This window comes from Vibrio sp. KUL70 (assembly GCF_059725515.1).
In genome coordinates, this window is the sequence record NZ_AP045836.1 from 57,623 (window position 1) to 72,674 (window position 15,052).

11 protein-coding genes and 1 pseudogene are annotated in these 15,052 nt (G+C 42.1%); 6 read left to right on the forward strand and 6 right to left on the reverse strand.

The window, feature by feature from the left end; genetic code table 11:
• Nucleotides 1-4: 4 nt before the first annotated feature.
• Nucleotides 5-2,023 carry a M13 family metallopeptidase gene (locus tag AC6I7V_RS20225; protein WP_498012540.1) on the reverse strand — a complete coding sequence of 673 codons (2,019 nt, stop codon included), beginning with the start codon at nt 2,021-2,023 and terminating at the stop codon, nt 5-7.
• Between the two features lie 258 nt (nt 2,024-2,281).
• Nucleotides 2,282-2,824: an isochorismatase family protein gene (locus tag AC6I7V_RS20230; protein ID WP_498012541.1), complete on the reverse strand. Its 543-nt coding sequence runs from the start codon at nt 2,822-2,824 to the stop codon at nt 2,282-2,284.
• A 284-nt stretch (nt 2,825-3,108) separates the two neighbouring features.
• Here AC6I7V_RS20230 and AC6I7V_RS20235 point away from each other — a divergent pair, with 284 nt between their 5' ends.
• Together AC6I7V_RS20235 and AC6I7V_RS20240 are read left to right on the forward strand one after the other, a co-directional pair.
• The gene (locus AC6I7V_RS20235; RefSeq protein WP_498012542.1) at nt 3,109-4,653 is read left to right on the forward strand and encodes a ParB-like protein; all 1,545 of its coding nucleotides are present in this window, start codon (nt 3,109-3,111) and stop codon (nt 4,651-4,653) included.
• A 381-nt stretch (nt 4,654-5,034) separates the two neighbouring features.
• Nucleotides 5,035-5,853 (forward strand): hypothetical protein, encoded by an 819-nt coding sequence (locus AC6I7V_RS20240; RefSeq protein WP_498012543.1) that lies wholly within the window; start codon nt 5,035-5,037, stop codon nt 5,851-5,853.
• A 107-nt stretch (nt 5,854-5,960) separates the two neighbouring features.
• Here AC6I7V_RS20240 and AC6I7V_RS20245 read toward each other — a convergent pair whose 3' ends face one another.
• The gene (locus AC6I7V_RS20245) at nt 5,961-6,878 is read right to left on the reverse strand and encodes an AAA family ATPase (protein ID WP_498012544.1); all 918 of its coding nucleotides are present in this window, start codon (nt 6,876-6,878) and stop codon (nt 5,961-5,963) included.
• Nucleotides 6,875-7,900, reverse strand: coding sequence for a hypothetical protein (locus tag AC6I7V_RS20250; protein ID WP_032550802.1), 1,026 nt, complete (start codon nt 7,898-7,900; stop codon nt 6,875-6,877). Before AC6I7V_RS20250 ends, AC6I7V_RS20245 begins: the two co-directional genes overlap by 4 nt.
• A 1,275-nt stretch (nt 7,901-9,175) precedes the next feature.
• Between AC6I7V_RS20250 and AC6I7V_RS20255 the strand changes: the two are divergent.
• Together AC6I7V_RS20255 and AC6I7V_RS20260 are read left to right on the forward strand one after the other, a co-directional pair.
• Nucleotides 9,176-9,760 (forward strand): annotated as a pseudogene (locus AC6I7V_RS20255) (NAD(P)H-dependent oxidoreductase).
• A gap of 102 nt (nt 9,761-9,862) precedes the next feature.
• The gene (locus AC6I7V_RS20260) at nt 9,863-10,228 is read left to right on the forward strand and encodes a winged helix-turn-helix transcriptional regulator (RefSeq protein WP_255232833.1); all 366 of its coding nucleotides are present in this window, start codon (nt 9,863-9,865) and stop codon (nt 10,226-10,228) included.
• Between the two features lie 73 nt (nt 10,229-10,301).
• On the opposite strand, the gene AC6I7V_RS20265 is transcribed toward AC6I7V_RS20260, so the two are convergent.
• On the reverse strand, nt 10,302-10,841 hold the full coding sequence (locus AC6I7V_RS20265) for a redoxin family protein (RefSeq protein ID WP_498012545.1): 540 nt from the start codon (nt 10,839-10,841) through the stop codon (nt 10,302-10,304).
• 492 nt (nt 10,842-11,333) lie between these two features.
• Here AC6I7V_RS20265 and AC6I7V_RS20270 point away from each other — a divergent pair, with 492 nt between their 5' ends.
• Nucleotides 11,334-12,842: an NAD(P)H-hydrate dehydratase gene (locus tag AC6I7V_RS20270; protein ID WP_498012546.1), complete on the forward strand. Its 1,509-nt coding sequence runs from the start codon at nt 11,334-11,336 to the stop codon at nt 12,840-12,842.
• A gap of 134 nt (nt 12,843-12,976) precedes the next feature.
• Here AC6I7V_RS20270 and AC6I7V_RS20275 read toward each other — a convergent pair whose 3' ends face one another.
• A complete protein-coding gene (locus tag AC6I7V_RS20275) occupies nt 12,977-13,963 on the reverse strand; it encodes an SDR family oxidoreductase (RefSeq protein ID WP_498012547.1) in 987 nt (328 codons plus the stop codon).
• 185 nt (nt 13,964-14,148) lie between these two features.
• Here AC6I7V_RS20275 and AC6I7V_RS20280 point away from each other — a divergent pair, with 185 nt between their 5' ends.
• Entirely contained in the window at nt 14,149-15,039 is an 891-nt protein-coding gene (locus AC6I7V_RS20280; protein ID WP_498012548.1) for an AraC family transcriptional regulator, read from the forward strand.
• The last annotated feature ends 13 nt before the right edge of the window (nt 15,040-15,052 follow it).

Consider the following 15,052-nt stretch of genomic DNA (forward strand, 5'->3'; position numbering starts at 1 on the left):
ATCTTTACCAGATTTTCACGCGAGCATCAGGCGCCAAGTACATTTCACTGTCCTTAGTAACATTAAACGCTTCGTACCATTCATCTATATTTCGAACGATACCGTTGATGCGAAACTGATTTGGAGCATGCGGGTCGCTAAGGATCCGTGATCGAGTCGCTTCCACAGTCGCCTTTTCACGCCAAACTTGCGCCCACGCTATGAAAAAACGTTGGATGCCAGTCGTGCCCGCTATGACTGGTGCTTTTCCATTAGGATACGTGTCAATGCAATATTGTTTGTAAGCTTCAAGAGCGATCGTAAGCCCCCCCAAATCTCCCAAGTTCTCGCCAAGCGTCAACCTGCCATCAATGTTCAGGCCATCAAACTCGAACTCACTATATTGTTTAACGAGTTGGGTCGTTTTTACTTCGTAGCGTTTGCTTGCAGTTCTAGTCCACCAGTCGCGTAATACGCCACGGCCATCAAACATCCGTCCTTGATCGTCAAAACCATGTCCAATCTCATGGCCTATAACAGCGCCAATTGCTCCAAAATTATACGCCATATCAACATCAGCAGAGTAAAATGGCGGTTGTAGGATGGCCGCAGGGAATACGATTTCATTTGACGTAGCGGTGTAATAGGCATTGACAGTTTGTGGCAACATGTCCCACTCCCAACTGTCGACAGGGTTGCCTATTTTTGCTATCTGAATCCTAGCAGTTCGTTGATTGATGTTCTCAATATTGGCTATTAAGCGGTTCGCAGAGAGTTGAATATCCGAGGTATCGTGCCACCGATCTGGGTAGCCGATTTTGACGGTAAATTGATCTAGTTTACGAAGCGCTTCCTCCTTGGTTTCTATATCCATCCATTCATTAGCCGCAAAGCGTTTCGCAAAAGAGCCCTGAAGATAGCCTATCAGTCTCGTCATCTCTTCTTTATTTTCTTGTGGGAAGTATCGACCTACGTATATCTTGCCAAGTTTCTCCCCGTATATTTCATCTATGAGTCTAAGCGCGGTTTCTTCTCGAGGTTTGTCTGTCGTCACCCCATTCAAGACACGACTGTAAAACTCGAAGTGTTCCTTAGATATCTGCTTCGGGAGGAACCGGGCATATCCATTCACATAATGAAATTCTAGGTAGGCTCGTAATGTTTTAATGTCTGTGCGAGCGAAAGTCTTAGCTAAGTGCAGAATAGCTCCGTCTGTCATCACTATGATCTTTTCCCGACCTTTATCGCTAAGACCCAGCTCATCAAAATACAGTTCCCAAGGAAAATCTGGTGCATGATCTTGCAGTTGTCTTAGATTCAATGGTCGATACATTTTTTCAACATCTCTCATTTCAGCGTTAGACCAATAACCCTGAGCCAGAACTGTTTCGAGTTCAAACACAGACAGGGCGCGCTCTGTGGCATCTTGATAGTTGAGTGCGGAAAAAACCGTAGCAATATATGAAAGATATTCGTCACGAATACGATCCATTTTTTCGCCTTTGTCAATATAGTATGCGCGGGCCATTGATAAACCACCCTGCATAATATGTAGTCTGTTGGTTGTTGGATCCTTCTCATCTTGAGCAACTATCATATCGACAAAAGAGCCCACACCAGCTTTTGCCATGAAAGCGGCAGCTTCTTCCCTAGTGCTAATTGTCTCGATCGCCTCAAGCGTCTTTTCGAGAGGTGATAAACCACGGCGGTCTATTTCATCTAAATCCATGTAGCTACGATATAGATTAACGATATTCTTTTCATCATGAGTGAGGTTAGATAACTTAGACTTGGTAAGCTCATCGACAATAGTGCGTAGGTTTTTCTGTGTCTTTAGGTGTACATCTACGAAAGCATTTCGAAATGGATAGCCTAATGGGATCTCTGCACTAGACTCCCAGTTGGCATTCACATACTGATTAAAATCAGTGCCGGGGGAGATTTTCTCACTGAGCTCTATGGACTGTTCACCGTAGGGCACAGTTTGTGCGAATACGCTGCAGCAACAGACAGCAAGAAGTAACGGAAACCGTTTAGTTTTCATATTTAGAGTTAGAAATAGGTGTAGATAACTACAAGTGTAGACGATACTAAAACCATAAAAGATGACTCCATTTTTAAGAAGGTTCAGGTTTTAATGGCGTCTTTAATATGGGTTCCCCTGCCCAGTTTGAGTCATTCCACTCAACAACACTTAGCTTCAGAAACGCACCAATGTAGCTCAATCCCCAAGTTCCGACTTGAGGATTTTTTATCGTCTTGTAAAGGAGGAAACAGAAAACGCCCCGTCGCGGCTTAGACGCTATTTGATGAGGGATAGAATCTCTTTGAACTCTGAAGCACGGCAATCTTCAACCATTTCATACAAGCACATTTCAACGCCCGTCAGCCCCACCCCATTCGCAGTGAGTTTGGCAAGCGCCAGCGCTTTATTTGCAGCCGTTCTTGAAGCGGTACAGTCTGTAACAAGCTCGACTCGATACCCCATTTTGCGCAGCGATAACGCGGTTTGATAGACGCAGATATGAGCCTCGATCCCACAGATTAACCAAGTATCGACTTTGGTGTTTTCTATCGCCAGTTTAAACGTCGCTTCTTTGCAGCCATCAAAAGTGTATTTAGCGATCGCTAGATGATCTTTCGCTAACACTTCGCGAATCGGTTCAACGGTTGGACCTAAACGTTCTGGGTTTTGCTCTAGCCATACAATGGGTAAGTTCAGCGCTTTGGCACCTTTAACTAACTTCGTCGTATTTTCAATATTGGCGTCGCTTTCATGCATCAAGCTCGCGAGCTTTCCTTGCACATCAACAACAATCAAGCCTGTGGTCTTTTTGGATAACATTTTCACCTCCTACGATTTAATTACCCTACAACAATGTCAACTTTACATATAGGCGCGAGTTCAGGTTTCATTTTAGCAGGAGTGAGACAGTGAACATTTCTTGATCAACTTAACGTTCTATTTATCAGTCACATATTGCCTATTTCGCGCCATCTTTGGCTTCATACGTTCTTTTATTGCAGGCACGAACGACTGCAATATCTTCTTTATCAAAGTGAAATCTTAATGTCACGACTACACACTAACTTAGCGCATAAATTTTTATACCAAATATAGAAGGACTTATGACTAAAATTGGGATTCTTGCCACCATTGGCGCTCTGGCTATTTCTGCTTTACCCACTCATGCAAGCAATGTCTCAGAAGGCGATGTAATTAACCTTGGTCTCCATGAGTTAAAACCTACTCAACCATCTGTAGGTTATGACCAAATTATGTACAAGTTGGGTCGCTACCAATTTGACCAAGAAAAAATGTTTGATGAAATTTGTGAAACCAATGGTCAAAAAGGCGTAGTGAGCATCAAAGACCAAGCACACCCTAATATTCCTTCGACCTTTACCTGTGAGATGGAAATAGGTTCACGTAAACAAGACATGAAGACAGTAGTCATCGCACCCAACAATGAATACTACCTGACTGACGGACACCATACATTCAATGTGTTCTATCGCATGTCGCAAGGTGGGCCATCATTCAATGTCAATGTGGTGGTTGATAAAGATTACCGCACCCTCAAAAACATGGATGCGTTCTGGAACCAAATGGTAAAAGATGGCAATACATGGCTGTTTAATCACAACGGTGAAGCGATTAGCTATCAACAACTCCCTACCTCTCTTGGGTTAACCAACTTCGCCAATGATCAATACCGCTCACTGATGTACTTTTCTCGCGGTGTGGGCTGGGACAAGCCGAGTGACCCCGTCCCGTTTTTAGAGTTCTACTGGTCTAAAGAAGTACGTAAAGCAATTGATGTCGCAGGCTTCGATCTTAACTCTACCGAAGGTTACGCAAAGGCTATCAATGCAGTCAGCAATCATATTCTATCTATGGATACCAACAACGTTGGTGGCTCAAAGCTTTCGGTTAAGCAGATGGGGCAGTTTAGCGAATACAATCAAAAAGGCTTCGATAAATTGTTCAAAGAGCGCGGTAAGGTTGATTACATGCTGCGTTATAAAACAACGTCTACCGCCAATGGCTTAAGCTACGACTTAGCAGCAGCGTCAGCTCCCGTGCTCAAACAATTAGACCAATTCACACTCGAAGCAAACTCAAGCTTCAATGATTACCCAGCCGCTTCTGTTGATGGCATCGTCAATGCAATTGTAGAGATCCCAACAGGCACCTCTGCCAAGTGGGAACTCAGCAAAGACAATGACAAACAAGTGATTTGGGAGCACAAGAAAGGTGCACCACGCGTGGTTAACTATCTTGGCTACCCAGGTAACTATGGCTCTATCCCACGTACTGCTCTACCTAAAGAGTTTGGTGGCGATGGCGACCCGTTGGATGTGATTGTACTTGGTCAGTCTGTACCACGAGGTGAAGTTGTTCCTATTCGTCTGATCGGTGTAATGAAAATGCTAGATGACGGCGAGCAAGACGACAAACTCGTAGGCATTCTCACTAACGATTCACCATTTAAAGATGTGACTTCTCTGAACGATCTAAACAGCTCCTATCCAGGCGTTCAGGACATCATTGGTCTATGGTTTGAAAACTACAAAGGTCCAGACGGTGGCATGGAACTGCAAGGCTGGGGCGACGATGTGGAAGCCAACCAGATCCTTGATGCAGCAAAAAAGCACTACGCTCTGAACTAAACGTCTATTAGATTATTGGAATCTGATTTAAGCCCTCACTGCATTGCAATGGGGGCTTTTTGATGGGGGTATGGATATACCCTCCCCCACTGCGTCAATGAATACTGCGTAAGTAGTGTGGTCTGCTGCGACATGATGACAGGAATTTAGGTGAACGCTTACTTTCCGTCTAAATTCTTGATGCGTAGTGGAAATTATTACTTAACTGTTTGAGTTCAGTCGCCACACATTGTTAAATAGCTCCAAATAATTAGTCACAAGGACTAGGGAGGCGAGCTCTGCTCCCTTAAAAACGGTAATATGCTCGACTACATATCAAGTAAAGCCCCATGGCTACTCATTGCATTCTGCTTTCTAGGATTTCTTGTTCCTGGCATCTCAATGCATGTATTTAAGATATTACCGTTTGTCTTGTTCTTTTTAATGTTCTTCACCTTGGTCGGACTCGACCAAAAAGCCCTACTCAAATCCCTAGTGCGCCCGAAAGGTTGGCTCTATGCGGTAATACATACCTTCGGCATGATCGCGCTCTGTGGGGCGGTGATAATGACATTCGGCTTAAATCAGGACCACGCATTAGCCATGTTAGGAGTAGCAGCTACTGGCTCTCTGTTTGCAACACCAGCGATTGTGCGCTCGATTGGCTTGGATTACTTTTCAGCCATGACTTATACCATCACATCTACGCTACTAAAGCCTGTGGCGCTATACGCGACGTTATGGTGGGCTTACAACGATCACTTTGAGTTAGATATGCAAGCCTATCTATTTAAGTTGATCGTTTACATCGTTGGCCCTATCGCACTCTCTTTCGTGATCCATGCCTTCGTTGATCTATCCAAGATCAAAAAGGCGCATGCTGAATTGGCTAAGTACAACATCATGTTGGTGTTTCTGTTCCCGCTCGGCCTGATGGGAGACTTTCGTCAATTGTGGGATGCAAGCCCAGAGCACGCACTTCACCTTTTCTTGCTGGGTTTTGTTCTATGCCTGAGCTTTTTTGTGACCGCTTACTTGATATTTAAATTTACCGATCGCGATGAAGCGATGATTGCCGCTATCACATCGGGAAACCGCAATGTGTTACTCACTTACACCATTGCAGGCGCTTATCTCGGACCACTGTTCTTGCCCCTAGTCGGCGCTCTGCAACTGCCCATTTACTTGCAACCCTTGTTAATCAAGCGTTTGATGAAGTAAACGGCACAGCAAATCGTTGAAAGAAAAGGATCTAATGAGCAATATAACCCTCATTGCACTCGAGAGTTAATACCTCGACCAGTATAGGAAGAGCGAGAAAAATGCTTCTAGAGAACATCACGTAGGTTCTTGCGCTCTTCGATCTCTTCCTGCTCGGGTATGGTCCCGGATAGTGTAATTGATTTAGGCGCAGCTTTAATTCGAGTCGTCGTTCTAACACCTTTGCTGCTCGCGCGCGCTTTCGGGTTGTATAGCTCAGGATTTATAGTCAGGCTTTGGCGTACTTCAACCGCAAACTCTTGATTCTCGTTTTCTGGTAGATAGTTACTTTTCAGATACTTAATCGACATTAGGTCTTTGCTGCGTTTCAACGTAAATAAACACTTGGTCAAACGCATTACCGATGTAAGCCCTGCGCCTGAAGCCATGGTTATTTCTTGATTGCCACGAATTTCATCTTTGTTTACGTGGTGTACTAGCAATAGGCTTGCACCTGATTCATTGGCTAACGACTGAAACACGTTCTTAATCAATCTGTCGTGCTTCACTTCCTCACATCGCCCGATTGCTTCGGTTACGGTATCGATGATCACTAAATCAAATTGAGAAAAGGTCTCTGTAAGTTGAGCCAAGTATTGCTGATGCTCCATTTGCTCTTGATGTGAACAATCAGGCGGTATGACGATAGGCTCAATATCGGTCATGAAGTGCAAGTTGTTCTTCAGTTCAGAGCGAATTGTAGGAGCACAACTGGCTAGCTTGTCTTTCATTCTGGTTTGGATAACGCCTGCCCCATCCTCCGAGCTCAAGACCAGTGTTTTGGCGGGCCTATCGGCTGCGCTCATACCCAATAGGGTCATCGAAGAGGCATGTTCCATAGCGATACACAGTGCTAAGTGAGATTTACCGACATTAGGAGCTGCTATCAACATCCCCACTTGACCTTTAAGTAAACCTTTTAAGCTAAAGCTCATTTCTTGACTTGCACGTGACGACATCAGCGTATCAAGAGATTGAGTTATCATGATTCACTTTCTCCGATATAGAAAATCTGAATACCATTTCCGACGTCTCGAAATTGAAGACTAAAGTCTTTCTCAATTTGTACTGCATTCGCTAACAGATCTTTTCTAAGATCACTACGAAAGCTGTGGCTAACTTTCGAAGCTATAGACTGGATATAGCTATCAAGCGCCCATTCAAACTTCTTGTTATGAAGAAACTCTGCTTTATGTGTAGTTATGTACTTCAAAAATGAGCGTACAGATGGCTTGCTGTAGTTCGTCATTTTGTGCTGTTCGAGACGATAATAATAACCATGATCACGAATGGCTTGTAGTAAGCGCATATCAGGAACCAAAAATACGTGGTTGGTTAAATTCTTAGTTGTTTTACGACCAGTCTTAAATTTGCTGCGATCACAATAGAATCGATAATCTTGTACAAACTCTAGTGGTTTTTTACCAACGACATTTTGATCATCATCGAGTTCATTGATCACAAGATGTGCGGTTGCCAATTGAGTAATTCTACGCTCAATTTGATCATAGTTAGCTCGTGTTGTTGCCATTCCCATTCTCGTTGCCAATTCATACATACTCATTGAAAGAACGGTTGCATCTCGATCAATAAATGAATCAAAGCCATCTTCTTGTGTATCCGAAACATCGCCATCGGTAATTGTTTGGTATACCTGAGACCAAGTCAGCCGTGCACCTGCTTCATAGGAAGAATCATCCAATTGGATCGTTTGCGCGTAAGCCAACATAGTTTCTAAGATATCGCGGTGAGGTTGCAGTAAATAGTCAACATGAAGATCAACTCTAAAATTTTTGCCGTAGCTGTTGATATTCACGCTTTCTAATGGATAGTTAAGATCCGTACCACCATTTTGTGCAATTTCAACCAACTTGGACTGCATAGTTGACGTTAATCGAGATGCTGGATGAAAAATCGTTGCTCTAGAAAACAAAATGGATGAGATGAATCGATTCTTTCGATCTTCTTCATTAATAACGGTTAAGCTTGATGATGAAGTCATGATCATTACCTATGGATACGATAGTGGTAGTCTAACAGAGATCTTCGATTAACTCATTAACTTCGGTAAATATCCATACCATGTCGGTTAATGTTGATAGTAGATCACAATAAAACCCTATAAATATCGGTAGATGTTTAGTTACTTCGGTAAATGTTTAGTTGTAGTTAGTTGATCTTTGTTTACCGATTTATCCTCCTAGGAACCGTATTGTGATTATTTTGTGTGCTTAGATCGCTTTAAGATCATTAGGTTTTATTAAATCAGGATCTTACTACATTCGAGATCGGTTAATGTTGATATTAAAACAGATAAGATCGGTAAATATTTATATGTTAGATCGTCTAATGTCATTAGAATTTCGGTAAATATCTATATCTAATCGGCAAATATCTACGATTTATCGGTAAATGTTATTACTTAAAGCACTCTACTAAGAAACTAGAACCTTTAGGATCTAGTTTTAAAAACTACCAACTTCACTTAGGTTCTGTTGGTGACTCAAAACCTCATCACAAAACTCAAGAGAGTTTTGCAATGAGTTGTTGAGTTTACAAACAATTCTTAACTATTTAATAGTCCTTTTGCGCATTATTTGTTCTTTTTGAGACGAGAGATAATCTATTGCTTTGAACTAAATTAAGTTCAAGTAATAGATCGTCAAATGTCATTATTTCTAGATTTTTAGATATAAACATTTAACGAAATCGATTTGATCTAAATAATGAGTTAAGGTGGACTATGATGTGTTGATCTTAAAGCTAAGATCACAATAGTATGTAACGAGCAGTCATTGATTGATCAAAAATGTAAGGAATTTAATAGATTAATTGTTGTCAATGTTCAGGCTGAACATTGACCAATTATTGATGATGTTTTATTCATCATTGTGTTCATAAAAAATGTTCTTAGTACGCTTTAGATTATTCTGATTGTCATAGCAGTTAAGGTTTAATCGATCTTCTTTTTTTGCTATTTCTATTGTCCTACACGATACATGGTTACACTGTAACATTTTAGCTGTGTGGAGATGTTGGTTATTCAGTCATTGAAATTGAATTTAACGTTCACTGTGCAACTTGACACTTAAACTACTCCAGTTAGTCGAATTTTTGATTATTATAAAAATAATTTTCAATAATTATCAGTAACTTATTGATAATTTAATTAGGTTACCAAAAGTATACTAATTGAACTTTGTTTTTAGGTTACCATAATAAACCACTATCGGATGGGTAGTGTCCTCTCCTATTCAATTTAAGATAGTGAAAGGTAAAGACAATGATTAATGTACTGATTATTAACGCACACGAAGTTTCTCCTTATTCCCCAGGTCGTTTGAATGCAACTTTGGTTGATAAAGCTCAAACACTTTTATAGAGCAAAGGTTATGAAGTTCGTATTGTTTCTATGCAAAATGAGATAGATGTAGAAGAGCAACTTGAACATTTTACATGGGCAAATAGAGTGATCATTCGCTCTCCTGTCAATTGGATGTCTGTACCGTGGTCATTTAAAAAGTATATGGATGATGTGTTTACTGCTGGTATGGGCGGTGCTCTTTGTGCATTTGATGGTCGAAGTGAAAGTGGCCCTAAGAAAAATTACGGCACAGGTGGCACTCAAACTGGAACAAAGTACATGCTATCACTGACATTTAATGCTCCTGAAGAGTCGTTTGATGATGACAATGAATATCTGTTCCAAGGTAAAAGCGTTGATGATTTAATGTTCCACATGCATGCAAATTTTCGTTTCTTTGGTATGACTTCTATTCCAACTTTTTCTTGCTTCGATGTCATGAAAAATGCGGATATTGAGCGTGATTTCGAACGCTTTGAAACTCATCTTCAGGAGCATTTTTAAGTTTAGATAGGTTGGATTTAAGGCTTTCTTTATTAGCGCGGGCAGTATTGACTTGCTGTATACTAAGTTCAGTTAATGTGGAAGTTTATCGGGGTATTCATTATGCAAAGTTCCATTACTATAGATACGAAAGGTCGTAAAACGGTTGCGAATGTTTGTACTGAACCTTGTGCTATAGAAAAAGGTATGCGTTTAATTGGCGGTAAATGGAAAGGCTCCATTATCTATCACTTGAAAGATGGTCCCGTCCGTTTTAATGACTTAGCGAGAATGCTGGGTGGCGCGAGTAAAAAGATGATCGACCAACGATTAAAAGAGCTTGAATCTGAAGGCATGATTATTCGTAAAGTTATTAGCGATCGTCCAATTGCTGTGAGTTATGAACTGACTGAGTTTGGTTCAACAGCGTTGGGTATCCTTGAAGAGTTACGGGTGTGGTCGGAAGATCACAACATACAACTTAAATAAATTTAATGTTACGTTAGATAAATAAAAGCCAGCTTAAGTTTCACTTAGCTGGCTTTTTTACTTCTGTTTTAGGTTAGTAATCTAGTGTGCCGCGAATTGGGTAATGGTTATTAGGATCTCGTATCCAAGCTAATCCGCGTGTTAACGCCCCAAGTTCTGGACGTACGAAAGGGTTGTTTGAAATATCAACGACGTGTAACTCCCCTTTTTCATTAACGACGAACAATCCCGGTTCTGCAAAGTTATGATCGGTTTCTTGCTCTGAGCGTGGAAGAGAAATGTAGACGCCGAGTATTTTCATTTGTTCTTCGGTGAGTCCGTACGCAATGGGAAAAGAGATGTCGAGTTTCTCTAATTGTTCTTCTGCCTGATGTTTTGCGTCTGCTGAGACTGCGATAATATCGACACCAGCATCGTTGAAGGCCTGTTTATAGCTTTCAATCTCATTGAGGTATTTTGTACACAGTGGACAGTGCTTGCCCCTATAAACGAATACCGCTTGCCATGTCATTCCTGACTTTGGCTCACCTAAGGTGACACTTGTTCCGTCGAGCAAGTTTGCATTAATCGTAGGAAATGAATCCCCGGCCTTGAGTTTATTTGAGTGTCCCATCTGGTTCCCTTTTTGTCGAAATTGGATTCTTAAACCACTTCAAATATAGAAGTGATTCCCTTTAGTGACAAGCAGTTACCATTTAGTAACCTACCCCATCTATCACTCCTATGAGGAGTTTTTTTGTCAATGTTCAGCCTGAACATAAGGCAATGTTGCTTGCCCTCAAATCTTGTTAGTCTGCCCTACTCTACTGGTTACCGGAGTTAAAGGTTTAAGTACAGGAGTAGATTGTGAACATTTAACCTATTATCAAGGCTAAAGAGTAAGCGCAGATTCTATAACGTAACTTCCACTGTACCTGGCTACTGGAAGGTAGATTTGTGGCTTGAGATGTTGTCAATGTTCAGCCTGAACATTGACACATTTGATTGTCGTTTTTGTACAAATTGTTTTTGTAATAGATGTTGCTCGCTAGGCCACATCAAACCAATAAATAATGTTATATGCTTTTCAATAAGTAGAACCAAACATTAGTCTTTAAGGTCTCTCATGTTTACAAGCTTAGCGACACCAGAATTACCTGAAGAGCTGTACTTATCTGATACGGTAAGACAGGGAGAAAAACGAGTCGCAGAATTTCTCAATATTCCGATGTATGATTTGATGGAGCGAGCTGGAGAGTCAGTATTTTCTGTCATTCAGCAAAGGTATGAGCATTGTCGCCGTATTTTGGTGGTTACTGGAACGGGTAACAATGGCGGTGATGGTTATGTTGTTGCAAGGCTAGCATTGATGTCGGGATACAAGGTGACCTTATGGCAAGTTGGCTCACCTCAAAAGATAAGTGGAGATGCGAAGTCTGCAGAGCAACTCTTTCTATCTGCGGGCGGCAAAGTGCATGAACCAAACTTTGAAGTAGACGATAGTGTCGACCTTATTGTTGATGGGATTTTGGGGACAGGGATCACTGGCAAACTCAGGGGGGCTGCCGAGTCAGTCATCATCACATTAAACAAGTCTAGCTGCCCTATCATCTCAATCGATGTTCCATCGGGGCTAGATAGCGATACCGGTAGAAAGCTTGGAACGACGGTTAAGGCAAATGCGACTGTCACCTTTATTGCCATCAAAAGAGGCTTAGTTACTGCTCAAGCTCGAAGTTATGTCGGTGAGTTGCTGTTTGCAGGGCTAAGCATAGATCGAGCCTTTGCTGATCATAATACACCAAATGCTTTGCTCACGAGTGCAAGGTGGCTAGATAACATGAAAGTCAGAGCTCAAGACTCACACAAAGGTAGCCACGGACGTTTGTTGGTTGTTGGCGGCGGAGACGGCATGAGTGGTGCTGCGTATCTCGCCGCTGCAGCTTCGTTGCGCTCAGGAACGGGGTTACTGGCCTCTATTGTCCATCAATCTAGCTGTCTCCCTATGCGTTCTTTGTTACCTGAAGCTATGGTGTCAGATGTCGAGCAATTGTCTGAAAGACTAGAGTGGTGCACGAGTATCTGTGTGGGTGTCGGTTTAAGTAGACTCGATTGGGGTAAACATGTTTATGAGGCGGTTATCAGTCGAGCTTATGATATGCCAAAAGTGATAGATGCGGATGGCCTCTATTGGTTAGCGCAAGATGACTTAGATGTTCGTCCTATAGAGAATACAGTCATCACGCCTCATCCTGGTGAAGCGGCAATGTTGCTCAATTGCAGTGTCAAAGAAGTTGAAGCCGATCGCTATCTCTCTGTTAAAAAGCTATGTCAAAAATATCGATGTGTCACTGTACTTAAAGGGGCAGGAACCTTAATTAGCGATGGTCACAAAACGGTAGTATGCCACGCAGGTAATGCTGGGATGGCGACTGGTGGGATGGGGGATGTACTTGCTGGCATCATCTCTTCACTCTTAGCACAAGGGTATCAACCTATTGATGCAGCAATACTAGGCAGCGTCATTCACAGTATGGCTGCTGATCACAATGCCAATACGTATGGACAAGTCGGTATGATGGCATCCGACGTATTGGGCTCTGTTCGTCATATCACTAATCGTCTAGATGACTAATTTTGAACTGCGATTATGTCCCTTTTTTGTCAATGTTCAGCCTGAACATTGACAACATAGAGCCGCAATTCATTGTAGAAAGTCGTGCCCACGTTAGCATTACGTTCTGCCAATGCATCTAAACTTACATCGAATCAAGAGTTTGATTTCTGTATATATGATGTGGGGTTAGGGGAGTTAAGCTCCCAAGTAAAAGATGTCGCGTTCTCTGAAAGAGCCCAGAGTCTCTTTGCCATTTCTTGATTCAGGGCGATTTTGTCAAGATTATTGACGTCTACAGGCCCTACGGTATCAGCGCGTTTAGTTGGCCCATACAAGGTTTCAGACGTCAGTCCATTTTGTGTCGCACATAGCAATTGGGGCCACGCGCCTTTCTCAGCTGATTGAGCAATGAATCTAGACATCACAGCCCATAAGACTTTGTTGAATGCACTTGCCGTGTCTTTTAACAAGTTTGTTCTTGCAGCTCCAGGATGACACACATGAACTTGTAACGATTTTCCAAGTGATTGGATGCGGCGTTGTAATTCATAAGCAAACATCACTTGAGCAAGCTTACTTTGCGCGTAAGAGTCCCAAGCTGTATATCTGTTATTGAAGTTGATATCTTCAAATTGAATGCGTTTCTTACCCATTTTATATGCGGTACTTCCTACAACGATTATTCGCCCTTTACTGGCTTCTATGCGCGGATACAACAAACCGCATAGCAAGAAATGACCGTAATGATTAACGCCCAATTGGCTCTCAAACCCATCAACAGTGAGTTCCTGTTTGGCGACTTGAGCGATGGCACCATTACAGATAAGTGCATCAATTCTCTCTACCTCATCTAGAAGTTGTGATGCGGCTTTCTTCACAGAACTTAAACTACTGAGGTCCATGGTGATAAAGCCGATATCTATATCCGTCCCTAGTGTTTCTTTAAGCTCTGTAATAGCCATTAGAGACTTTTCTGGATTACGGTTCATCATCACAACTTTGGCCCCCTTTGATAAGAGTATTCGTGTTGCTTGATAGCCGGTCCCACTGTTAGCACCTGTAATGACATAGGTTTTTCCAGCAAGAGAACCAATGTTATCGGGTGTCCAGCCTTTATTACCAAATTGTTTATTAGCCATTGTATTAACCTCGTTTTGATTTACGACTCTGTATCGTCAAAAACACCTTGATTGCATTTTTAAGTGTGCTGCTTAATGTAGTAATTCCGCACAAAATGAACTATAACTCTCAATAGGAATGGCTAGTACGCGGATTAGTCGCTATTTCTTGCCTATTAGTATCATTGCTGTCTTAAGGTAATTCGATGAAGCTGAAATTAAAAGATTTGGTAGCCGAGAGGCTAACGACAGATGGCATGTTTGAAAGCCGAATTAAAGGCGTACAACTATTCAAGGTGACCAATGCAGTCCCTTGTGCGCCTGCAATCTACGACCCGGCTTTGATTGTGATTTTGAATGGGAAAAAAGAGGCGATATTGGAGGGCGATCGTTTTGTTTATGACAGCCAGCAATATATGTGTTGTGTTGCCACGCTTCCGGTTGAGGCTGGGACACCAGAAGCGTCTGTACAAGATCCATTGATTGGAGTGTATGTATCTCTCGATACAGACGTGATGAAGGAGCTTACGATCGAAATAGAGGACATGATAGATGTTGCGCCAGCGTCAAAAAGTAACGTGCAACCACAAAGTTTATTGCTTTCGAATTGGGACGAGGAGTTTACAGAAGCTTTATACCGACTTATTCAAATAAGTGACAACGTCACCCGTTCTGAGGTCTTAGGGGAAGGCCGCTTAAGAGAACTCTACTACACATTGCTGAAAGGTGACTGTGGTTCATTAATCAGAAAGGCTTTTGGTGTAGGAAATGGGATTACGCGTGCTATTGAGCATTTGTCTACAAACCTCGATAAGAACGTAACTATTGATGAACTCGCATCGTTAGTGGGCATGAGTAGGGCGGTGCTGCATCGTAAGTTTAAGCAAGCAACCAGAATGTCTCCAATACAATTTATGAAGTCGATGCGTCTCAATAGTGCTGCGATGAAAATTGCGGCTGGCGCAAATGTTAGTGAAGCGGCGATGGAAGTCGGGTATGTCAGTTCGTCTCAGTTTAGTCGAGAGTTCAAACGCTTATATGGTCAACCCCCAAAACAGTGGGTTCAGTCTAAAGGCTTAGTAGAAGGTGTCACATAGCTGCCGCTGATGT